The organism is Streptomyces sp. NPDC111802 (genome assembly GCF_055634335.1).
Genome location: NZ_JBVKCZ010000001.1, coordinates 339,034 through 361,421, shown reverse-complemented (window position 1 = coordinate 361,421; position 22,388 = coordinate 339,034). Strand labels below are relative to the sequence as shown.

Below are 22,388 nucleotides of genomic sequence, written 5' to 3'. Positions count from 1 at the left end.
TCGTCTTCGCTCACGTACCGGCCGCGCGGGATCGGCCCGGGCTGCCTTGGGGTGCGCAGCTCTCGTGTGAGAGCTCGCGCGGAAGGTCTTCTGAAAGGTGCGAATGCCGTCGCGGCCCGGCCGGAACCGGACCGCGAGGCGGCGCTGCCCGGTCAGTCCGAGCCGGGGACCTCGGTGGCGACACCCGGCATGCCCAGCGACAGATGGGCGATCTGCGAGTCGCTGAGGGCGCCCTGGAACGTCCACACGTCCGAGAGGGAGCCCGGGAAGTAGGCGCCGGCCCGGTCGCGGCCGAGGCGCAGGGACTGGACGGCCTTGAAGGTCAGCACGTTCTCGGAGTACGAGACCTGCTCGGTGCAGCCGCTGACGTCGGGTTCGCCGTCGTCGTCGGCGTCCTGGCAGGCGACCTCCTCCAGCTCGCCGTTGACGTACAGCCGCATCTCGCGGGCGAAGCCGTCGTAGACCAGGGCCAGATGGGTCCAGTCCTCGGGGCCGTAGAACTGCCCGTTCTCCACCTCGACGGACCCGGCGTCGGTCTTGTCCGCGTCGGCGGTGGTGATCCGCCAGCGGCCGCCGTTGGTGCCCGGGGTGCTGCTCGGGATGTACCGGACCGAGAAGGCGTCCTTGTTCGTGCCCGGCGCGCTCAGCAGCGCGACCTCGCCGGTGGGCCGGGCCGAGGCCTGGACGAACGCGCTGACCGTGAAGCTGGCCGCGGTGTCGAGGGGCACGGTGCCGCTCGCGGTGGCGGCGTAGTCGTTGACGCCGTCGAGCGTGAGGCCGCCGTCGACCCAGCCGGAGCCGATCGCGGCGCCGTTGTACAGGCTCAGGCCCGCGGCCGTGGGGCCGGCGTCCGGGGTGACCGGCGGGGTGGCCGTGGACGCGGTCTCGAACTTCCAGCGGCTCTTGACCAGCGGCCGCTGCCGGAACAGCTGACGCACCTCGTCGTCGGAGACCGCCCGGTCGTACAGGCGTACGTCGTCCATGGCGCCCTTGAGCGGGCTGCCCAGGGTGCCGTCCGCACGGTACGTGGCGCCGAGGGTGACCCGGCCGACGGCGAGCCACGGGGTGGTGAAGGCGGCCGTGCCCTCCAGGACGCCGTTGACGTACAACAGGATCTTGCCCGCGTCGACGTCCTGGACGGCGACGACGTGGTTCCACTCGCCGAGTCGTGCCGCGGCGCAGTTGGTGTTGGCCGGGCAGGCGGACTGGGTGACGCGTACGACCGTGGAGTCGGCCGTGTCGCTCTGTTCCCGGATGAAGACCCAGCCGCCGAGCGCGGTGGAGTGGTACAGCTCGAAGCCGGGGTTGACGGTGCCCGCCTGGGCGACGGCCGTCATCGCCTTGGCCTCCTTGTCCTTGGGCAGTTTCACCCAGGCGGAGACCGCGAAGCTCTGGGCCGTGTCCATGATCGGGCGGCCGGTGGTGGCGTAGTCGTCGACGCCGTCGAACTGCACCGCACGGCCGTTGACCCCGGTGACCCCGCTGGTGGCGCCGCCCATGAGCTGGGCGGGGGCCTGCTGCGCACGGCCGGTCAGGGCGACGTCGGTCACGGTCTCGTCCATCGGGAAGACCAGCTTGGCCGGGCGGGCGGTGCTCACCGGCTGCCGGTTGTGCAGCTGGGCCACCTGGGAGTCGGTGAGCTGGTAGTCGAAGAACTGCGCCTCGTCGAGGGAGCCCTTGAAGAAGCCCTCCACGGTCCCGTAGTGGGAGGCGGCGCCGAGGATCGTGCGGCCGCGGGCGTCCCAGGGGGTGGTGGTGTAGGGGGCGGTGGCGACGAGGGCGCCGTTCACATACAGCTTCAGCTGCTGGCTGGGGTAGTTGAAGGCACCGACCAGGTGCGTCCACGTACCCGTGCGGGCCGTCTGGCAGGCGGTGTCACCGCTCGCGCAGGCCGGCTGCACGGCCCGCGCCACCGAGGTTCCGGAGGCGTCGGCGGTGTGCCGCAGGAAGACCCAGCCGCCGAGCGCGGTGGAGTAGTAGAGCTCGTAGCCGCTGGTGTTGGAGCCCGCCTGGGCGACGGCGACCGGCGCGCCGGTCGGGCTGGAGGGCAGCTTCGCCCATACCGACACCGTGAAGCTCTTGGCGGTGTTCAGCACCGGGGAGTCGCTGGCCGCGTAGTCGTCGGTTCCGTCCAGCTCCAGGCCGTTGCCGGTGACGCCCTCGGCGCCCGGCTTGGCGCCCGCGTAGAGCTGGGCGGGCCATTCGCCGCCGGCGCCGTTGACCTGGGTGGCGCCGGCGCTCTCGTCCATCTGCCAGGCGAGCCGGTCGGGCTGCCCGGAGCGGACCCGGAAGTAGTAGGTGCGGGGCTCGGAGCCGTTGCCGGCGGCGTCGAAGGCCTGGGCGGTGATGAAGTTGACGCCGGGCTTGGTCGGCATGAACTTCATCGTCTTGGCGCCGCCGCCTGAGGTGGTCAGCGTGTGGGCGCTGGTGGGCGAGCCGTTGATGCCGAACCAGTACTTGGTGACGTCACCGGAGGAGGTGTCGATGGAGAAGGTGCCGTACCGGCCGACGCCGTCCCACCAGGGGTCGTTCGGGTCGGCGGGGTCGGAGCTCGGGTACTGGGACGAGGTGATGGAGGGGCCCACGGGCACGGTCGTGTCGTAGACGAAGTGGCAGCTGTGGGCGTTCTGGGAACTCCACGCGGACCACTGGCCCCCGTCCCAGGCGCGCGCCTGCCAGCCGACGATCTTGTTCTGCGGGATGGTGGTGGGCAGCTGGATGGAGAAGTCCGAACCGGACGCCTTGTCCGTGCTCTTCGCCGAGATCCAGTGCTGCTTCCAGCCGTCGCCCGCGTCCCACACCCCGCGGAACTGCACCTGGACGCGGTCCTTGTCGGGGTCGGTGACGTTGTTGGCGCGGACGGTGGCCCGGGAGCGCACACGTACCCGGGTGTCGTTCGGCTCGCAGGTGCCGCCCGGGTCCATCGTGAGCTGCGAGGTGGAGATCCGCGGCGGCGGACGGTTGTAGCGCACCCGCAGGAACGCGTCGTCGGAGAACCGCTTCCAGCTGTAGCGGTCGCTCTCGCCGGAGGCGCTGGCGCGCATGCCGAACGTGATCTGCGGCCACTTCTTCGACGCGGCCATCGCCACGGCGTCCTTCACGTCGAACTCCGCGTCGGCGGCGGCGCAGCCGTCGTAGCCGTAGGCGAAGCTGCGGCTGCGGAGGTGGTCGATCCAGAAGCCGGAGTCGTCCTGGGTGTTCCAGGTGGTGGAGGAGTTGATCGCCTTGGTGCGCCAGAGCTGCACCTCGCGTGCCTCACAGGAGGACGACCAGGTGTTCCGCACGACGAACTCGGCGGACAGGATGCTGCGGCCCGCGAACTTGGTGGTCGGGATCTGGTAGAAGAGCCGTTTCACGTCCTGCGGGTTGCAGTAGTTCCAGCCGCAGTAGCCGAGCCCGGCGTCCGGGTCGCCGTTGAACTTCCACTGCGGCGAACTCGCCCAGTACCGCGAGGCCATGGTCCACGAGGTGGCCTTCGGCGAGTACCACTGCGGGTCGATGAAGATGGGGTAGACGGTGTCGGATCCGGTGAGCAGGTCCTTGTCCGGGGTGAGGACGAGTTCGTCGCCGCCGGCGGGGATGTCGACACCGATGGGCTCGACGCGACCGGAGTCGGCGGCGGCGGGCTCGGACTCACCGGAGGCGCCTTCGGCCCCGGCGACACCGTCAGTCTCGGCGGCCGCGAAGGACGCCGGCTGTACGGCCGAAGCGGCCGACGCCCCCGACGGCTCCTGGGGTTCCGCGGCGCTGGAGTCCCACATCACGGGCCGGGGTGCCTCGAAGACAACCCCGCCCGACCCCTCGTCGACCGCCGCGAGGCCACCGTTCGCCGTCTCCCGGGTCACCAGCCCTTCGGTCCCCAACTTGAGCCGCAGCTCGGCGAGTTCGTCGCTCGCGGCGGCCTCGGCCGATTTGACCACGAGTAGCTGGGTGAAGCCCTCGGGCCGGGCGGCGAGCCGGAGGTCGACGTCCGGGAGGATGTCGGGGTAGGTGGCGGTGTCGCCGTCGAGACGAGGTTGCGGCACGGAGCCGGGCCAGGACAGCTCAAGGGTCCGGCCCGCCCGTTCCAGCCGCACCAGCGGCCCCTCGCCGCCACCGGAGAACGCGAGCCCGACCGCGGCCGCCTTCGGGACGACCATGTCCTGGTCGGCACCCTCGCCGGCCACGGCGAGGGTGGTGTCGATCGACCGCCACTCGCCGTCGATCCGGGTCCGCACCGGACGCAGATACTCGCGGGACTCCAGGTCCCCCTCGGGCGTGGCGTACACGTCGGCGCTCTCGCCGCGCAGAGAGAGGATCTCGACGCTCCTGCCCGACTGTTCGGCTCGGGCGAACGCCTCCTCCTCGGTGGCCGCGACGGCGGCTCCCCCCGCCTCGGACGACTGCGTACTCCCTGCCTGCGCGGCCACGGCCGCCGGCCGCCCGGCGGCAGCCGCCGGAAGCACTCCCGTCGGCAGCAGGCCGACGGTCACGGCGATGCCCATCCCCACCGCGACGGACGCGACGGATCTACCCGCCCCCCTGTGTCCACGCACACGACGAACCACCCTCACGGCCCCTCCCCGCCCCGGTCGTAATTCGACCAAGATCCGCTATGGACACGTCAAATTAAGGGGGTATGGGAAAGGAACGGTGAATTCCGAATGCCTGAACTCTGAACTACCTCACGTCCCGTCAGCCAACTCGAACCCCACGGACTCGAAAGGCAAGCTGGACCACAGCAGCAACCTCCGCACGAGAACAGGAAGTCGACGTCATGACCGACAAGCTCACCGTGAGCGTCCTGGGCACCGGCATCATGGGCGCCGCGATGGCCCGCAACCTGCTCAAGGCCGGGCACACCGTCCGCGCCTGGAACCGCACCCGCACCAAGGCCGAGTCCCTGGCCGCGGACGGCGCGTCCGTCGCCGACACCCCCGCCGAGGCGGTCCGGGGCGCCGACGTGGTCCTGACCATGCTGTACGACGGTCCCGCGACACTGGACGTCATGCGGGAGGCGGCGCCCGCACTGAGCCCCGGTGCCGTCTGGGCGCAGTCGACGACCGCGGGCATCGACTCCCTCGCCGACCTGGCCGCCTTCGCCGACGAGCACGGACTGGTCTTCTACGACGCCCCGGTGCTGGGCACCCGTCAGCCGGCCGAGGCCGGTCAGCTGACCGTGCTGGCCGCGGGGCCGATCGAGGGCCGTGGGACGGTGACGCCGGTGTTCGACGCCGTCGGCGCCCGTACGGTGTGGACCGGCGAGGACGGTGGTGAGGGCAGCGCCACCCGGCTGAAGCTGGTCGCCAACAGCTGGGTGCTGGCCGTGACGAACGCCGCGGGTGAGGTGCTGGCGCTCTCCAAGGCCCTCGACGTGGACCCGCAGCGGTTCTTCGAGGTGATCGACGGCGGGCCGCTCGACATGGGGTATCTGCGGGCCAAGGCGGGACTGGTGCTCAACGACGGGCTGTCCCCGGCCGCGTTCGCGGTGAGCACGGCGGCGAAGGACGCACGGCTCATCGTGGCGGCGGGCGCGCGGCACGGCGTACGTCTGGACGGGGCCGAGGCGAGTGCCGAGCGCCTCGAGCGGGCGGCCCGGCTCGGGCACGGGGACGAGGACATGGCGGCGGCGTATTTCGCGAGCTTCGAGGAGGGGGAGGCGGAATGAGCCGTGCGACCCTTGCCCCATGAACGATGACGTCCCCCTGCTCGTGATCGTCGACGCCGCGAACGTCGTCGGGTCGGTGCCCGACGGGTGGTGGCGGGACCGGCGCGGGGCCGCGGAACGGCTGCGGGACCGGCTGGCGGCGGACGGGGTGCCGGGGCACACCGGGGCCGTGGAGCTTGTGCTCGTCGTGGAGGGCGCCGCTCGGGGCGTTCAGAGCGTGCCGGGGGTGCGGGTGGAGTCCGCTGCCGGGAGCGGGGACGATCACATGGTCGAGCTGGTCGCGCGGGCGGGCGGCCGGCCCTGCCTGGTGGTGACCGCGGACCGGGAACTGCGGGGCCGCGTGACGGAGTTGGGGGCGGACGTGGCGGGGCCGCGTACGGTCCGGCCGTAGCCGGCTGCCGTACACGGCCCCGTGTCGTCGGGTCCGGCTACGGCGTGTCCGGGTGGTTCCCCTTCTCGACCTCGGCCACGGTCGTCTCCTCGTGCAGGCCGAGGCGGCTGTGGGAACGGCCGTAGAGGAAGTACACGCCGAAGCCCGCCACCATCCAGATGGCGAAGCGGACCCAGGTCTCGGCGGGCAGGTTGATCATCAGCCACAGCGAGGCGCACACCGACAGGATCGGGATGAACGGCACCCAGGGGGTGCGGAAGGACCGGTGCAGGTCGGGGCGGGTCTTGCGGAGGATGATCACGCCGATGGCCACGACCACGAAGGCGAACAGGGTGCCGATGTTCACCAGGGCCGCGAGTTCGGTCAGCGGGGTGAAGCCGGAGAGGATCGCGATGATCACGCCGAGCAGGATGGTCGGCCGGTGCGGGGTCCTGAAGCGCGGGTGGACGTGGGAGAAGAAGCGCGGCAGCAGTCCGTCCCGGCTCATCGCGAAGAAGACGCGGGTCTGGCCGAGCAGCAGGATCATGCAGACCGTCGTCAGGCCGACCGCGGCGCCGAAGCTGATGAAGCCCGCGAACCAGGGATGCCCGGTCTCCTTGAACGCGTCGGCGAGCGGGGCGTCCACGGACAGTCGGGTGTAGTGCTGCATGCCCGTGACGACGATCGACACGGCGACGTACAGCGTGGTGCAGATGATGAGGGAACCGATGATGCCGCGCGGCATGTCGCGCTGCGGGTTCTTGGTCTCCTCGGCGGCGGTCGCCACGATGTCGAAGCCGATGAAGGCGAAGAAGACGACCGAGGCGGCGGTGAAGATGCCCATCACTCCGAAGTTGGAGGGGGCCCAGCCGAACATGAGCTGGATCAGCGGGGCGTCGAGACTGCTGGCGGCGTCCACCGTCTGGGTCTTGGGGATGAACGGGTCGTAGTTGTCACCGTCGATCAGGAACGCGCCCGCGATGATCACGACGAGGACGACGGTCACCTTGATGGCGACGACCAGGGACGTGATGCGCGCGGACAGCTTCATGCCGACCACGAGGATGCAGGTGAGGACGAGGACGAGCGCGGCGGCGAGGATGTCGAAGCCGAAGACGTCCGAGCCCTCTCTGCTGCCCAGTGACGCGGGCATCTCCCAGCCCGCGTTGTCCATGAGCGACTGGATGTAGCCGGACCAGCCGACGGCCACCACCGCCGTCCCGAGCGCGAACTCCAGCACCAGGTCCCAGCCGATGATCCAGGCGGGCAGCTCGCCGAGCGAGGCGTACGAGAAGGTGTACGCCGACCCGGCGACCGGGACGGTGGAGGCGAACTCCGCATAGCAGAGGGCGGCCAGCGCGCAGGCGACACCGGCCGCGACGAACGCCAGGGCCACCGCGGGTCCGGCGTTGTTCTTCGCGACGGTGCCGGTGAGCACGAAGATGCCGGTGCCGATGATGACACCGACGCCGAAGACGGTCAGATCCAGCGCGGACAAGGACTTCTTGAGCGCGTGCTCCGGCTCCTCGGTATCGAGGATGGACTGCTCGACTCTCTTCGTCCGGAAGAGTGTGCTGCTCACGGTCGTACCTCCCACTTGACGTCCTCGACATGATCGAGAGGGGGCGTGGTACGCCTGCCCCGGCGGGGGCGGATTCACACAGATGGGCCGGTTCCACCACTCTTCACGGTGGTGAAACCGGCCCGTCCGGCGCTATGGCTCGCTCAGTCGCGCGCGGGCTCCACCGAGTCGACCTCGGCCGCCGTACGGTCGAACCGGCCGTCCAGCTTGGAGACGAGACCGGTGACCTGGCGGGCGATGTCCGGGGCGGTCAGGCCGATCTCGACCAGGACCTCGGCGCGGGAGGCGTGGTCCAGGAAGCGCGGCGGGATGCCGAAGTCACGCAGCGGGACGTCCACGCCCGCGTCGCGCAGGGCCTGGGCGACGGCCGAGCCGACGCCGCCGACGCGGGAGTTGTCCTCGACGGTGACGACCACGCGGTGCCGCTCGGCGAGCGGGGCCATGGCCTCGTCGACGGGCTTGACCCAGCGCGGGTCGACGACGGTGGTGGTGATGCCCTGCTTGTCGAGCAGGCCGGCGATCTCCAGGCACATCGGCGCCAGGGCGCCCACGGAGACCAGCAGCACGTCCGGGGTGTCGGTGCCGGGCTCGCGCAGCACGTCCATACCGCCGACACGCCCCACGGCGGGTACGGCGGGGCCGACGGCGCCCTTGGAGAAGCGGACCACGGTCGGCGCGTCCTTGACCTCGACGGCCTCGCGCAGCTGCGCCCGCACCTGGTCGGCGTCGCGCGGGGCGGCGAGCCTGAGGCCGGGGACGACCTGGAGGATCGACATGTCCCACATGCCGTTGTGGGAGGCGCCGTCGGTGCCGGTGACGCCGGCCCGGTCGAGCACGAAGGTGACACCGCACTTGTGCAGGGCCACGTCCATGAGGACCTGGTCGAAGGCGCGGTTGAGGAAGGTGGCGTAGACGGCGAACACCGGGTGCACGCCGCCCGTCGCCAGGCCCGCCGCGGACACGGCGCCGTGCTGCTCGGCGATGCCGACGTCGTAGACCCGCTCGGGGAACCGCTTGGCGAACTTGTCGAGGCCCACCGGCTGGAGCATGGCGGCGGTGATGGCGACGATGTCCTCGCGCTCCTGGCCCAGCTTGACCATCTCGTCGCCGAAGACGGAGGTCCAGTCGGCGCCGCTGGTGGCGATCGGCAGTCCGGTGTCGGGGTGGATCTTGCCGACGGCGTGGAAGCGGTCCGCCTCGTCCTGGAGGGCGGGCTGGTAGCCGCGGCCCTTCTCGGTGAGGCAGTGCACGATGACCGGGCCGCCGAAGCGCTTGGCGCGGGCGAGCGCCGACTCCAGTGCCTCGATGTCGTGTCCGTCGATCGGGCCGACGTACTTCAGCCCGAGGTCCTCGAACATGCCCTGCGGCGCGATGAAGTCCTTCAGGCCCTTCTTTGCCCCGTGCAGGGTCTCGTAGAGGGGCCTGCCGACGACCGGTGTGCGGTCGAGGATCTCCTTGGTGCGGGTGAGGAAGCGCTCGTATCCGTCGGTGGTGCGCAGCGTGGCCAGGTGGTTCGCGAGGCCGCCGATGGTGGGCGCGTACGACCGCTCGTTGTCGTTGACAACGATGACGAGGGGGCGGTCCTTGGCCTCGGCGATGTTGTTCAGCGCCTCCCAGGCCATGCCGCCGGTCAGCGCGCCGTCACCGATGACGGCGACGACATGGTCGTCGCGTTTGCGCAGCTGGTTGGCTTTCGCGAGGCCGTCGGCCCAGCCGAGGACGGTCGACGCGTGCGAGTTCTCGATGACGTCGTGCTCGGACTCGGCCTGCGAGGGGTAGCCGGACAGGCCGCCCTTCATCTTCAGCCTGCTGAAGTCCTGACGGCCCGTGAGCAGCTTGTGGACGTAGGACTGGTGGCCGGTGTCCCAGAGCACCTTGTCCTTCGGCGAGTCGAAGACCCGGTGCAGGGCGATGGTCAGCTCCACCACACCGAGGTTGGGGCCGAGGTGGCCGCCGGTCTTGGAAACCGCCTCGACGAGGAAGGTCCGGATCTCCCCTGCCAGCTGGTCCAGCTGCTCAGGGCTGAGCCGGTCCAGATCGCGCGGTCCCGTGATGCGGGTCAGCAGCGGCACCCGTGCCTCCTTGCAGTAGAGCTGTTCGAGCTGTTGCCGGGCTTGTCGAGTCTAATGTTCCGCCTCAGCGGAAGGTTCCCGGCCCACCCGTCGTACGTCACGCATTCGGCTCTACCCAACAACGCCCTGTAGTACAACGCCGAAAAAGGGGCGCGGGGAACTGCGCGACCGGCCACAACGGACCGGCACGCGGCAGTCCACCCGCGCCCCTACGGCGAGATACCTACGCTCGACCAGCTGTCTTCTGCGTCCGACGGGTGATCGAGTCGATGACCACCGTGGTCAGCAGAACACCAGCGGTGATCATGTACTTGACCGGCTCGGCGATGGACTCGAGCTGCAGCCCGTACTGGATCGAGACGATCACCAGCACACCGAGCAGCGCGTTCCACGTACGCCCACGCCCACCGAACAGCGACGTACCACCGATGACGGCCGCCGCGATGGCGTTCATCAGCAGGTCACCGGTACCGGCGCTCTGGTTGGCGGACGCGATCTTCGAGGCCAGGAACAGACCACCGATCGCCGCGAAGCCACCCGAGATCGCGAACACGGAGATGCGCACCGCGGTCACGTTTATGCCCGCACGACGCGAGGCCTCGACGCTGCCACCGAGGGCGAAGATCTTGCGTCCGTACGAGGTACGCCGGAGCAGGAAGTCCGTGGTGACCAGGAACACCAGGAAGATCACCGTGGCCAGCGGCAGGCCCTTGTACTGGTTGTACATGACCGCCGCGGCGAAGGAGACGGCACCCAGCAGCACCGTCCGCATGATCGTGTCGCTCAGCGGCCGGAACGGAATCCCGGCGGCCTCGCGGCGGCGGTTGCCCAGGAACGAGGTGATGAAGAACACCGCGGTCACCACGGCCGCCAGGCCGTACGCGGCCGCCACGTCCGTGAAGAAGTACGTCGTCAGCTTGCCGATCAGACCGTCGCTGTCGAGGTTGATCGTGCCGTTCTCGCCCAGCGTCTGGAGCATGAAGCCGAGCCAGAACAGCAGACCGGCCAGCGTGACGGCGAACGCCGGAGCGCCGAGCACCGCGAAGAAGAAGCCGTGCGCCGCGCCGATGACGGCACCCGCCGCCACGGCGATGAGCACGGCCGCCCACTCGGGCCAGCCCTGGTTCACCGCGAGGACGGCCGCGATGGCGCTGGACGCGCCACTGACCGAGCCGACGGACAGGTCGATCTCGCCGAGCAGCAGCACGAAGACGATACCGACGGAGATCATGCCCGTGCCGACCATCGTGACCGTGATGTCGCTGATGTTCTGCGCGGACAGGAAGGCGGAGTTCAGGCTCTGGAAGATCACGCAGATGGCGACCAGGCCGAGGATGACCGGCAGGGAGCCCAGCTCACCGGCCTTCAGCTTGCGCCGGAACTCGGTGAGGTAGCCGGCCAGGCCCTGCTCCTGCACCAGCAGGCGCGGGTCGACGGCGGTCACCGCGGCCGAGGCGGCCTCGGTGTTCAGTACCTCGTGGTCCTGCGTCGTCGCGGAGGTCTTGTCGATGCTCACTTGGAAACCTCCCCGTTCGCGCGCGCCGCACGGCGGGTCACGGCGTTCTCGGTGGCGCCGGTGATGGCGGAGATGATCTCCTCCTGCGAGGTCGTCTTGACCTCGAAGACGCCGTTGTTGCGGCCGAGGCGCAGCACGGCGACCTTGTCCGCGACGGCCTTCACGTCGGCCATGTTGTGGCTGATGAGGATCACGGCGTGCCCGCGCTCGCGCAGCCGCTCGACGAGGTCGAGGACCTGGGCGGTCTGCTCGACGCCGAGGGCGGCGGTGGGCTCGTCGAGGATGACCAGCTTGGGCTCGCCGAGCATGGAGCGGGCGATGGCCACGGTCTGGCGCTGACCGCCGGAGAGCGAGGCGATCGGGATGCGCACGCTGGGAATGCGGATCGACAGGGTCTGGAGCAGCTCGCGCGAGCGGCGCTCCATCTCGACCTCGTCGAGGATGCCGCGCTTCTTCAGCTCGCGGCCCAGGAAGAGGTTGCCGACGACGTCGATGTTGTCGCACAGCGCGAGGTCCTGGTAGACCGTCGCGATGCCCAGGTGCTGGGCGTCGTGCGGCCGGTTGATCGAGACGGGCTTGCCGTCCCATTCGATGACGCCCTCATCGATGGGGTGCACGCCGGCGATCGTCTTGACCAGCGTGGACTTTCCGGCGCCGTTGTCGCCCACCAGGGCGACCACTTCACCGGCATGGACCTCAAGCTCTACGTCGGTGAGCGCCTGAACGGCACCGAACCGCTTGGAGACCCCGCGCAACGCCATCACGGGCGTAGCGGACACGTGAACCATCTCCTTCGCCGCCTGACCCGGCGGAAGGTTGTGCAGAAAGTTGGGGGGTTCCGTCCGGCGCCCCGCGCCGAGCTTGCGGGGCTGACGTATGCGCGGGGCGCCGGAGGAGACTTGTGCAGTCATGTCCCGTGCGGGAATTCAAGGACGAATTCCCGCACCTGGATAGGACCGGAGGCTGCTTACTTGAGGCCGACCTTGTCGCAGGCGCTCTTGTACTTGGCCGTGCAGATCTCGTCGACCGTGTAGAAGCCTTCCTTGATGACCGTGTCGTTGATGTTGTCCGTGGTCAGCGACACGACCGGGATCAGCGCGGCCGGGATGTCCTTCGCGCTGCCGCTGGCGACCTTGTCCTTGGCGATGGAGTCCAGCTTCTCGCCCTTGGCCAGCGCGACGGCCATCTCGGCGACGACGTTGGCTTCCTGCGGGTACGACTTGAACACGCTCATGTACTGGTCGCCGGCGACGATGCGCTGTACGGCGGCGAGCTCGGCGTCCTGGCCGGTGACCGGGACCTTGATGCCGGCGGCCTGGAGGGCGGTGATGATACCGCCGGCCATGCCGTCGTTGGCGGAGTAGACGCCGGCGATGTTGTTCTTGCCGACCGCCGAGATCGCAGCCTCCATCTCGGAGTTTGCGTTCTCCGGCTTCCACTCCTTGGTGTCGTACGACTTGGCGATGTCGACCTTGCCCTCGAGGACCGAGAGGGCGCCCTTCTTGAACTGGGCGGCGTTCGGGTCGGTGACCGAGCCGTTGATCATCACGATCTTGGAGGACTTCGTGGCCTTGTCGCCCATGCCCTTCAGCAGAGCCTCACCCTGGGTGCGGCCGACCTCCTCGTTGTCGAACGAGGTGTAGCCGCTGATCGGGCCCTCGGCCAGGCGGTCGTAGGCGACGACCTTGATGCCGGCGTCCACGGCCTTCTGGACGGAGTTCTTGATCGCCTTGGCGTCGACGGCGTCCAGGATCAGGACGTCCACCTTGTTGGTGATCATGGTGTCGACCTGCTGCGCCTGCAGGTTGGCGTCCTGCTTGGCGTTGTTGTAGTCGATCGTCGCCTTGCCGTCCGTCAGCTCCTTGATCTTCTTCTCGATCAGCGGCCGGTCGAACTTCTCGTAGCGAGCGGTCTGGTTCTCCGGGAGCAGGAGACCGACCTTGATGTTGTCGCCCTTGGCGGCAGAAGCAGTGGAGTCGCCGCCGCCCGATTCCTCGGCGCTGCCACAGGCAGCCAGCGAGACGGCCATCGCACCAGCGGCAACGGCAACGGCGGCACGACGCATACGCGTGTTCACTTCAGAAACCTCCCTGACGAGGCCGCGACGTTGCGGCCGAGGTGGCTGGAAGTCAACTCGGCCGCACGTGCGACGTCAAGAAGTAAATCCTTAACGGGTTGGCAACGGTGCCATCCGTTCTCTAAGTGAAGGCAGGCGCGGCGGCGTGCAGCGTGCTGTCCAAAAGGGTTGAATCACCCATCTCGCTGAGCGCGAGTGCGAGTGCTCCGAGCACCTCGGCACGGCCGCCAAGTGCCCCGGGAAGAACGGACAGTTGCCGCGCCGCACTGGGGATGGCGTAGCGGCCGACGGACTCCCGGATCGGCCCGAGTACCAGCTCACCGGCCTCGGCGAGATCACCGCCCAGGACCACGCGGCTCGGGTTCAGGAGATTGCAGAGATTGGCGACTCCACTGCCGATGTGGCGGCCGACGTCGGCGATCACCCGACGACAGCCCGGGTCTCCGTCCCTGGCCAGCCGTACGACGCCCTCCATGGTCAGATCGGTGCCATGGCTGGACTGGAGCAGCGGCAGCACATAGCGCGCGGCCGCGAAGGTCTCCAGGCAGCCGCGGTTTCCACAGCGGCAGACCGGGCCGGACTCATCAAGAGTAATATGACCGATTTCTCCCGCAGTACCACCCGGGCCGCGGTAGATCTTGCCGTTGATGACCAGACCGGCGCCGACACCGCTCGCGACCTTGATGTACGCCAGGTCCCGAACCCCCCGCCCGCTGCCCCAGACCAGCTCGCCCAGGGCGCCCAGGTTGGCGTCGTTGTCCACGTGGACGGGCACGCCGAGCCGGTCGCGCAGCTCCTCGGCGGGCTTGGTGCCGGTCCAGCCCGGCAGGATCGCGGTCGAGCCGAGGGTGCCGGACTCGACGTCGATCGGGCCGGGGACGCCGAGGCCCACCCCGGCGATCTTGGAACGGTCGACGCCGGTCGCCGCGATCAGCCGGTTGACCAGCTGTTCGGCCCGGTCGAACCCTTGCGTCGAGGAGGCGTCCACATCCAGCGGCTCGGACTCCTCGGCCAGCACTTGGTGGGCCAGATTCCCGACCGCGACACGCAAATGCGTATGGCCGAAGTCGACCCCTATGACGATGCCGGCGTCCCCGCTCAGCGAGACGCTGCGGGCCCGGCGGCCGCCCGCCGAGGTGGGCGTGACCTCGACCGTTCCGCCGTCCTTGAGCTCGCGGACGATATTGGAGACCGTCGCCGCGGACAGCCCGGTGGTCCTCGCGATCTCCGCCTGGGTGAGGGATCCGGCCAGTCGTACGGCCCGCACGACCCGCTCCAGGTTGGCTCGGTGCAGCGACGACTGCGACCCCGGAGTCTCCACGACGACCTCCTGCGCGCGGGACCGCTTCGACGAGGCCCCGTTCGTGTCCAACTAGTGAACTCTAAGCTGAGCCGTTCGGGTTGCCTCCCGTCAAGAGGTTGAACCGGATCCGGGTACGTGCACACCTGAGTGCACGCCGTCCCCAGGGTCGGGAACGGCGTGCACGCGGTCGGTTTCGGAGCGCTACCTCCGGCTCACTTTCACGGCGCTGCCCCGGTCTACTTCAGAGCCCCGGCCGTCAGCCCCGCCACCACCTGGCGCTGGAAGATGATGTAGGCCGCGAGCACCGGCAGCATGGCCATCACCAGACCGGCGAAGAGGCCGGACCAGTCGCCCTTGTAGCCCTGGCTGACGGCCAATTGCACCAGTCCCTGGGTGAGGACCCGCTTGTCGGGGTCGGTGTTGAGGACCGTGGGCAGCATGTACTGGTTCCACTGGCCCAGGAAGTTGAAAATGCCGACGCTGATCAGACCCGGCTTGGCCATCGGGAGCATGATCTGGAAGAACGTACGGGTGTGCGAGGCGCCGTCGACGAAGGCCGCCTCGGCCACCGATGTCGGCAGTGTGCGGAAGAACGCCGTGAGGAAGAACACGGTGAACGGCAGCGAGTACGCGATGTAGACGAGGATCAGGCCGTGGATCGTGTTCAGCAGACCCATGTTGTTCACGACGTAGAAGAGCGGGACCAGCGCGAGCATGATCGGGAAGCTCATGCCGCCGATGAACAGGAAGTAGATGAAGCGGTTGCCCGGGAAGTCGAAGCGGGCGAGGACGTACGCCGCCATCGAGCCGAGCACCAGCGTGCCGATCAGCGACCCTCCCACCACCAGGATGGTGTTGAGGAAGTAGTCGCTCATGTTGGCCTCGGTCCAGGCCCGCGACCAGTTCGAGAAGTGCAGTTTGTCCGGCAGTGACCAGGGCGAGCCGAAGATGGAGGCGTCGTCCTTGAAGGACGTCATCACCGCCCAGAGCAGCGGCATGGCGACCATGAAGGCCCAGATGACGAGAACGCCGTGGGAGAAGACGTTGAGGACGGTGCCCTCTTTCTTCTTCCTGGACGGCGCGTCGGCCGGGAGGCCGATCTTGGTCACGGGCATACCGGACTCGGCCGGTACGGGAGCGGTGGTCTCGGTCGTCTTCATCTCTCAGAACTCCAGCCGCTCGCGCCGTCCCAGCCGCATGACGACCGCGGCGAAGGCCAGCGTCACGATGAGCAGGGCCACGCCGATCGTGGTGGCGTAGGCGGCCTGCCCGTCACGGAACGCTTTCTGGTACACGTACAGGACCATGACCGTGGTCGAGTAGTCGGGACCGCCCGGCCCGGTCGTCATGATCTGTACGACCGCGAACGACTCGGCGCCGAGGGCGAGGATGCCCATGTAGACCCACCCGGACTGCACGGTGTCCCACAGCAGCGGCAGGGTGATCTTGAAGAACGTGGCCGCCCGGCCGGCACCGTCGAGCAGCGCGGCCTCGTACAGATCGGCCGGGATGGAGGCCATACCGGCCGAGAACAGAACCACGAAGAAGCCCACCGTGGACCAGACCAGCACCGCCATCACGGCCCACAGGGCGACGTTCGGGTCGCCCAGCCAGAGCGGCTGGACGCTGTCGAGCCCGACCCCGCGCAGGATCGAGTTGATCGCGCCGCTGTCCGGGTTGTACGCGAAGGCGAACAGCAGCGCGACGATCGCGATCGACAGCACCTGTGGGAAGAAATAGACGATCTTGTAGAACGAGGAACCGCGGACACCGGTGATCGCCGGGCCGCCCTTTCTGCGCCGCCCGCCCACATTGATCATGAAGGCGAGGAAAAGCGCGAACCCGATTGTCACCAGCGGCAGCAGCAACGCGAACAACAAGCTGTGCTGCAACGACTTCCAGAAGATGTCGTCGTCGAGCATCCTCTCGTAGTTGTCGAAGCCGACCATCTTGAATTCGGGGCTCAGCCCGGTCCAGTCCGTGAACGAGTAGTAGATGGACTGGATGAACGGCCAGACGACGAAGAGCGCGTACAGCCCCAGGGGCACCGCGAGGAACCCCACGATGAACCGGTACTTGCCGTGCTGCATTGCTATCGACCCCGATCTGCGCGCGCGTGCAGCCGCTGGTGACGGATCCGCACCTGAGCTACTGGTGCTTGTAGTGCTTGATCGACGAGTCCTTGGCGGCCTCGTCGGCGAAGCCCTGGATCTTCTTGATGGCCTCGGCCGGGGTGAGGCGTCCGGCCATCATCTCGCCGAGACCGGAGACCCCGATCTTCTCCTTCTGGAGCTGCACGTACCAGTCCTGCAGCCGCGGGTTCACCACGTTCTGGCCGGCCTTCTCCAGCGCCGCGACACCGGACTTGAGACCGGGGGTGAGGCTGATGCCGTCGGTACCGCCGTTGTACGCGGTCAGCGACTTGACCTTGCTGGTGAAGTTCTTGGAGCTCGCCTCGCTCAGCATGATGCGCAGCTGCTCCATGCCGCCCGCGGTGTTCTTCGCCTTGGCCGGGACGATGAACGGCTCACCACCGGACGCCCAGATCGTGCCGAAGGGCAGCTTGTCGGAGCTGTCGATACCGGTCGGCGCGGAGACGGCGAGGTCGAAGTCCTTCGGGATGACGTTCGCCGACTCGTTCTCCACCCAGGAGCCGTTCGGGATGAACAGCGCCTTGCCCTGGGCCCACGCGGTCTGCGACTGGATGTGGTCCAGTCCCGGGGTGCCCTTGAGGACGTAGCCCTTCTTGTAGAGCTCGTAGTAGGCCTCGAAGCAGGCCTTGACCGCCGGGTTCTTCCAGGCGTTCGGCTCCAGGTTGTCGATGGCGTCGAGGACCTCGACACCGCCGACCTTGCCGATCATCGGGTAGAGCGAGAAGGGAAGGTAGTACGGGTACTTGCCCGCGTACGTCCAGCCCGCCATGCCCTTCTTCTTGGCCTTCTCGCAGACCGCGAGCATCTGGTCCCAGGTCTCGGGGTACTGCTCGTCGAGCGAGTCCAGGGCCTTCTGCGAGTACCAGACGCCGTACACCGTGTAGGCGTAGTACATGATCCAGACCGGGTCGCCGTCGAACTGGCCCATCTCCACGATGCCGGGGCGCAGCGTGTCGCGGACCTTCTTGTTCGGGTCGTCGTACGACGGGGCGTCCAGCAGCGGTGTGAGGTCGGCGAGCTGCTCCTTGCCGACCAGGACGCCCATGTCCATCTGTTCGGCACCGGAGTTGTCGATGAGGTCCGGCGGGGTGCCCTGGTTGAAGCGGGGCTGGAGCGTGGACTGGATCTTCTGGGTGGCGGAGAACTTCACCGTCACCTCGGGGAAGTTCTTCTCGTAGATCTTCACGGCGTCCTCGGCGTACTCCTTGCCGAAGCCGCCGTCGAACAGCACGAACTCCATCTGCGCGGTGTCATTGACGCCGAGCGGGTTCTTCGCGGTCTTCTTGCCTTCCTTGGCCTTGTCCCCGTTGTCGCTTCCCCCGCTGCTCGCACACGCGGACAGGAAACTCATCGTGGGCACGGAGATCAGGCCGAGCGCGGCGGACCGCTTGATCAGATCGCGACGTCCGACGCGTGCGGAGCCGTTGTTCTCCGGATTCTGGGCAGAAGTGGATCCCATGCTCAAGTCCTCGCCTTCTCCAGGACTCAGGCGGTGAACCGGATCCTCCCCGGCACCGCGATCGGGTCAAGCTGGGGTCGTGCAGGAAGTGCGGAATCATGTGAAGTGCCGACAGGTATAGTCCACTTCCCGCCAGCGGAGCAAGATCGAATGCAAGGTTGGCCAATGGTCTTTTCCGAGTTGAGACCTCACGGAAATATGAGCGGCCTGTGCGCGGCTTGCCCTAAAAATCCGCGACATAAGCCCCGAATGCCACAGCCAACACCCTTGACAATACCCGGCACTTGAGCCACAACTGATCCTTGCGCAGCGAAGTTGACAACGTTGTCCCGTGCGCAGGGAGGGTACCGGCTTATGCAGCAGAGAGCTCGGCACAGATGGGGTGGAAGGGCGGTCGTGTCGGCGGCCGCCTTTGCTTTGGCAGTGGGCTCGCAGGGGGTGGCCGTCGCCCTGCCGGAGGCACCCGCGGCGGCCGACCGGGAGTTCTCGACCTCGTTCGAGGCGGGCGACCCGGCACCCGACTGGCTCAACACCGTCGACACCGCCCCCGACGGCGGCAAACGCGCCTCGGGCGTGGACGGCGGCTACAGCAGCGGCATCCCGGGCAATGTCACCGACCATGTCACGGACGTCCGGGCGAGCGGGGAGAACACCGGCGGCGGCGAGGTGAAGGAGAACCTCGTCGACGGGGAGCCCAGCAGCAAATGGCTGGTCTTCGCCCCCACCGGGTGGGCGGAGTTCGACCTGGACAAACCGGTGAAAATAGCTAAATACGCGCTCACTTCGGCCAATGACTACGCCGAGCGCGACCCGCAGGACTGGACCCTGCGGGGCTCCACGGACGGCAAGGACTGGAAGACCCTCGACACCCGCTCGGGTGAGAGCTTCGCCGAACGGTTCCAGACAAAGACGTACGACCTCGCGGAACCGGCCGAGTACCAGCACTTCAGGCTGGAGGTGACCAAGAACCACGGCGCCTCCGACATCCTCCAGCTCGCCGATGTCCAGTTCTCCACGGGCGGCAGTGAGGGCCCGGTCCCGCAGGACATGCTCTCCCTCGTCGACCGCGGCCCGAGCGGCTCGCCGACCGCCAAGGCGGGCGCCGGCTTCACCGGCAAGCGGGCCCTCAGGTACGCCGGCCGGCACACCGCGGACGGGCGGGCGTACTCGTACAACAAGGTCTACGACGTGAACGTGGCCGTCGGCCGCGACACCCGGCTGTCCTACCGCGTCTTCCCGTCGATGGCGGACGGCGACCGCGACTACGACGCCACCAACGTCTCCGTCGACCTCGCCTTCACCGACGGCACCCAGCTGAGCGACCTCGGCGCCACCGACCAGCACGGCTTCCCGCTGTCGCCGCGCGGACAGGGCGCCGCCAAGGTGCTCTACGTCAACCAGTGGAACGCCGTCGCCTCGCGGATCGGGTCGGTGGCGGCCGGCAAGACCGTCGACCGGATACTGGTGGCGTACGACTCCCCCAAGGGCCCGGCGAAGTTCCGGGGCTGGCTGGACGACATCACGCTGAAGACCGTCGCGCCCGAGAAGCCCAAGGCGCACCTGTCCGACTACGCGCTCACCACCCGCGGCACCCTCTCCAGCGGCGGGTTCTCGCGCGGCAACAACTTCCCGGCGACGGCCGTGCCGCACGGCTTCAACTTCTGGACGCCGGTGACGAACGCGGGGTCGCTGAGCTGGCTGTACGACTACGCCCGCGCCAACAACGACGACAACCTGCCGACGATCCAGGCGTTCAGCGCCAGCCATGAGCCCAGCCCCTGGATGGGCGACCGGCAGACCTTCCAGGTGATGCCGTCGGCGGCGTCCGGCACCCCGGACACCGGGCGTGAGGCACGCGAGCTCGCCTTCCGGCACGAGAACGAGACCGCGCGGCCGTACTACTACGGGGTGCGGTTCGAGAACGGGCTGAAGGCGGAGATGGCGCCGACCGACCACGCGGCGGTGCTGCGCTTCACCTATCCGGGCGACGACGCGAGCGTCCTCTTCGACAATGTGACGGACCAGGCCGGGCTCACCCTCGACCAGGACAACGGGATCGTCACGGGCTACTCGGACGTGAAGTCCGGACTGTCGACGGGAGCGACCCGGCTGTTCGTGTACGGCGAGTTCGACAAGCCGGTGACCGAGGGATCCGCCGAGGGGGTGAAGGGACACCTGCGCTTCGACGCCGGTGACGACCGGACCGTCACGCTCCGCCTGGCCACCTCCCTCATCGGCATCGACCAGGCGAAGGACAATCTGCGCCAGGAGGTCGACGGCGCCTCCTTCGAGACGGTGAAGTCGCGTGCCCAGCGCCAGTGGGACCGGCTGCTCGGCAAGGTCGAGGTGGAGGGTGCGACGCCGGACCAGCTGACCACGCTGTACTCCAGCCTGTACCGGCTGTACCTGTACCCCAACTCCGGCTTCGAGAAGGTCGGTTCGACGTACCGGTACGCGTCGCCGTTCTCGCCGATGCCGGGTCCGGACACCCCGACGCACACCGGAGCGAAGATCGTCGACGGCAAGGTGTACGTCAACAACGGCTTCTGGGACACCTACCGGACGACCTGGCCGGCGTACTCGCTGCTCACGCCGAGCCAGGCGGGCGAGATGGTCGACGGCTTCGTGCAGCAGTACAAGGACGGCGGCTGGACCTCCCGCTGGTCCTCCCCCGGCTACGCGGACCTGATGACCGGCACCTCCTCGGACGTCGCCTTCGCGGACGCCTACGTCAAGGGCGTCGACTTCGACGCGAAGTCGGCGTACGACGCGGCCGTGAAGAACGCGACCGTGGTGCCTCCGTCGTCCGGCGTGGGCCGCAAGGGCATGGCGACCTCGCCGTTCCTCGGCTACACCAGCACCGAGACGCACGAGGGCCTGTCGTGGGCGCTGGAGGGCTACCTCAACGACTACGGCATCGCGAGGATGGGCCAGGAGCTGTACAAGAAGACCGGCGACAAGCGCTACAAGGAGGAGTCGGAGTACTTCCTCAACCGCGCCCAGGACTATGTGAACCTCTTCGACTCCAAGGCCGGCTTCTTCCAGGGCCGGGACGCGAAGGGCGACTGGCGCGTCGAGTCCTCGAAGTACGACCCGCGGGTGTGGGGCTACGACTACACCGAGACGAACGGCTGGGGGTACGCCTTCACCGCGCCCCAGGACAGCCGGGGCCTGGCCAACCTCTACGGCGGTCGCGGCGGCCTCGCGGACAAGCTCGACGAGTACTTCGCCACCCCGGAGACGGCCTCGCCCGACTTCGTCGGCTCCTACGGCGGTGTCATCCACGAGATGACGGAGGCGCGGGACGTCCGGATGGGCATGTACGGCCACTCCAACCAGGTCGCCCACCACGCCGTCTACATGTACGACGCGGCCGGGCAGCCCTGGAAGGCGCAGCACAACGTCCGTGAGGTGCTGTCGCGGCTGTACGTCGGCAGCGAGATCGGGCAGGGCTACCACGGCGACGAGGACAACGGCGAGCAGTCGGCCTGGTTCCTGTTCTCCTCGCTGGGCTTCTACCCGCTGGTGATGGGCAGTGGCGAGTACGCCATCGGCTCGCCCCTGTTCACCAAGGCGACGGTCCATCTGGAGAACGGCCGGACGCTGGTCGTCAAGGCGCCGAAGAACAGCGCCCGCAATGTGTATGTGCAAGGCCTGAAGGTCAACGGCGTTCCGTGGAAGTCGACTTCGCTCCCGCACTCGCTGATCGCGAAGGGCGGGGTCCTGGAGTTCGACATGGGTCCGCGGCCCTCGTCCTGGGGCACCGGCAAGAACGCGGCGCCCGTGTCGATCACCAAGGACGGCGAGGTGCCGACGCCCCGGACGGACGTGCTGAAGGGTGCTGGGGCGCTGTTCGACAACACCTCGGCGACCCAGGAGAGCGTCACATCGGTGGAGCTGCCGGTGTCCGAGGGCACCAAGGCCGTGCAGTACACCCTGACGTCGCCTTCGGACCGCACGAAGGCGCCGACCGGCTGGAAGCTCCAGGGGTCGGACGACGGCACCACCTGGCGCACCCTCGACGAGCGCTCCGGGCAGTCCTTCGCCTGGGACCGGCAGACCCGGGCGTTCTCCGTGGGGTCACCGGGTACGTACGGGAAGTACCGCCTGGTGCTCGACGGCGAGGCGGTGGTGTCGGAGGTCGAACTGCTCGCCTGAGCGGGAGCGTTGGGAGCTCACGCAGGGTGCCGATCAGGCCTGGCCGCCGGA

The 22,388-nt window shown here is 68.5% G+C and carries 13 protein-coding genes; 3 read left to right on the top strand and 10 right to left on the bottom strand.

Features of this window, described 5'->3' with window-relative positions:
• Positions 1-152: 152 nt before the first annotated feature.
• Entirely contained in the window at positions 153-4,535 is a 4,383-nt protein-coding gene (locus ACZ7NC_RS01590; RefSeq protein ID WP_471483919.1) for a LamG domain-containing protein, read from the bottom strand.
• A 119-nt stretch (positions 4,536-4,654) separates the two neighbouring features.
• Between ACZ7NC_RS01590 and ACZ7NC_RS01585 the strand changes: the two genes are divergently transcribed.
• Together ACZ7NC_RS01585 and ACZ7NC_RS01580 are read left to right on the top strand one after the other, a co-directional pair.
• Positions 4,655-5,647, top strand: coding sequence for an NAD(P)-dependent oxidoreductase (locus ACZ7NC_RS01585; RefSeq protein ID WP_471483984.1), 993 nt, complete (start codon positions 4,655-4,657; stop codon positions 5,645-5,647).
• A 19-nt stretch (positions 5,648-5,666) separates the two neighbouring features.
• On the top strand, positions 5,667-6,038 hold the full coding sequence (locus ACZ7NC_RS01580; protein WP_471483917.1) for an NTP pyrophosphohydrolase: 372 nt from the start codon (positions 5,667-5,669) through the stop codon (positions 6,036-6,038).
• A 37-nt stretch (positions 6,039-6,075) separates the two neighbouring features.
• On the opposite strand, the gene ACZ7NC_RS01575 is transcribed toward ACZ7NC_RS01580, so the two are convergent.
• The 9 genes from ACZ7NC_RS01575 to ngcE all read right to left on the bottom strand — a co-directional run bounded on the left by ACZ7NC_RS01575 (position 6,076) and on the right by ngcE (position 18,179).
• Complete coding sequence (locus tag ACZ7NC_RS01575; RefSeq protein ID WP_471483916.1) at positions 6,076-7,599, bottom strand: amino acid permease; 1,524 nt, start codon at positions 7,597-7,599, stop codon at positions 6,076-6,078.
• Positions 7,600-7,742: 143 nt separating this feature from the next.
• Positions 7,743-9,671 (bottom strand): 1-deoxy-D-xylulose-5-phosphate synthase, encoded by a 1,929-nt coding sequence (dxs, locus tag ACZ7NC_RS01570; RefSeq protein WP_471483914.1) that lies wholly within the window; start codon positions 9,669-9,671, stop codon positions 7,743-7,745.
• 223 nt (positions 9,672-9,894) lie between these two features.
• Positions 9,895-11,187, bottom strand: a complete 1,293-nt coding sequence (locus ACZ7NC_RS01565; RefSeq protein ID WP_471483911.1) for a sugar ABC transporter permease — start codon at positions 11,185-11,187, stop codon at positions 9,895-9,897.
• Positions 11,184-11,975, bottom strand: coding sequence for an ATP-binding cassette domain-containing protein (locus ACZ7NC_RS01560; RefSeq protein WP_471483982.1), 792 nt, complete (start codon positions 11,973-11,975; stop codon positions 11,184-11,186). The genes ACZ7NC_RS01565 and ACZ7NC_RS01560 overlap by 4 nt, the downstream gene beginning before the upstream one ends.
• Positions 11,976-12,154: 179 nt before the next feature.
• Complete coding sequence (locus tag ACZ7NC_RS01555) at positions 12,155-13,264, bottom strand: sugar ABC transporter substrate-binding protein (protein WP_471483908.1); 1,110 nt, start codon at positions 13,262-13,264, stop codon at positions 12,155-12,157.
• Positions 13,265-13,385: 121 nt separating this feature from the next.
• The gene (locus ACZ7NC_RS01550) at positions 13,386-14,585 is read right to left on the bottom strand and encodes an ROK family transcriptional regulator (RefSeq protein ID WP_471483980.1); all 1,200 of its coding nucleotides are present in this window, start codon (positions 14,583-14,585) and stop codon (positions 13,386-13,388) included.
• Positions 14,586-14,803: 218 nt separating this feature from the next.
• Positions 14,804-15,727 carry a carbohydrate ABC transporter permease gene (locus ACZ7NC_RS01545; protein WP_471483906.1) on the bottom strand — a complete coding sequence of 308 codons (924 nt, stop codon included), beginning with the start codon at positions 15,725-15,727 and terminating at the stop codon, positions 14,804-14,806.
• A gap of 3 nt (positions 15,728-15,730) precedes the next feature.
• Positions 15,731-16,657, bottom strand: coding sequence for a carbohydrate ABC transporter permease (locus ACZ7NC_RS01540; RefSeq protein ID WP_471483905.1), 927 nt, complete (start codon positions 16,655-16,657; stop codon positions 15,731-15,733).
• Positions 16,658-16,715: 58 nt separating this feature from the next.
• A complete protein-coding gene (gene ngcE / locus ACZ7NC_RS01535; protein ID WP_471483904.1) occupies positions 16,716-18,179 on the bottom strand; it encodes an N-acetylglucosamine/diacetylchitobiose ABC transporter substrate-binding protein in 1,464 nt (487 codons plus the stop codon).
• A gap of 354 nt (positions 18,180-18,533) precedes the next feature.
• On the opposite strand from ngcE, the gene ACZ7NC_RS01530 reads away from it, so the two are divergent.
• Positions 18,534-22,337, top strand: coding sequence for a GH92 family glycosyl hydrolase (locus ACZ7NC_RS01530; RefSeq protein ID WP_471483902.1), 3,804 nt, complete (start codon positions 18,534-18,536; stop codon positions 22,335-22,337).
• Positions 22,338-22,388 lie beyond the last annotated feature (51 nt).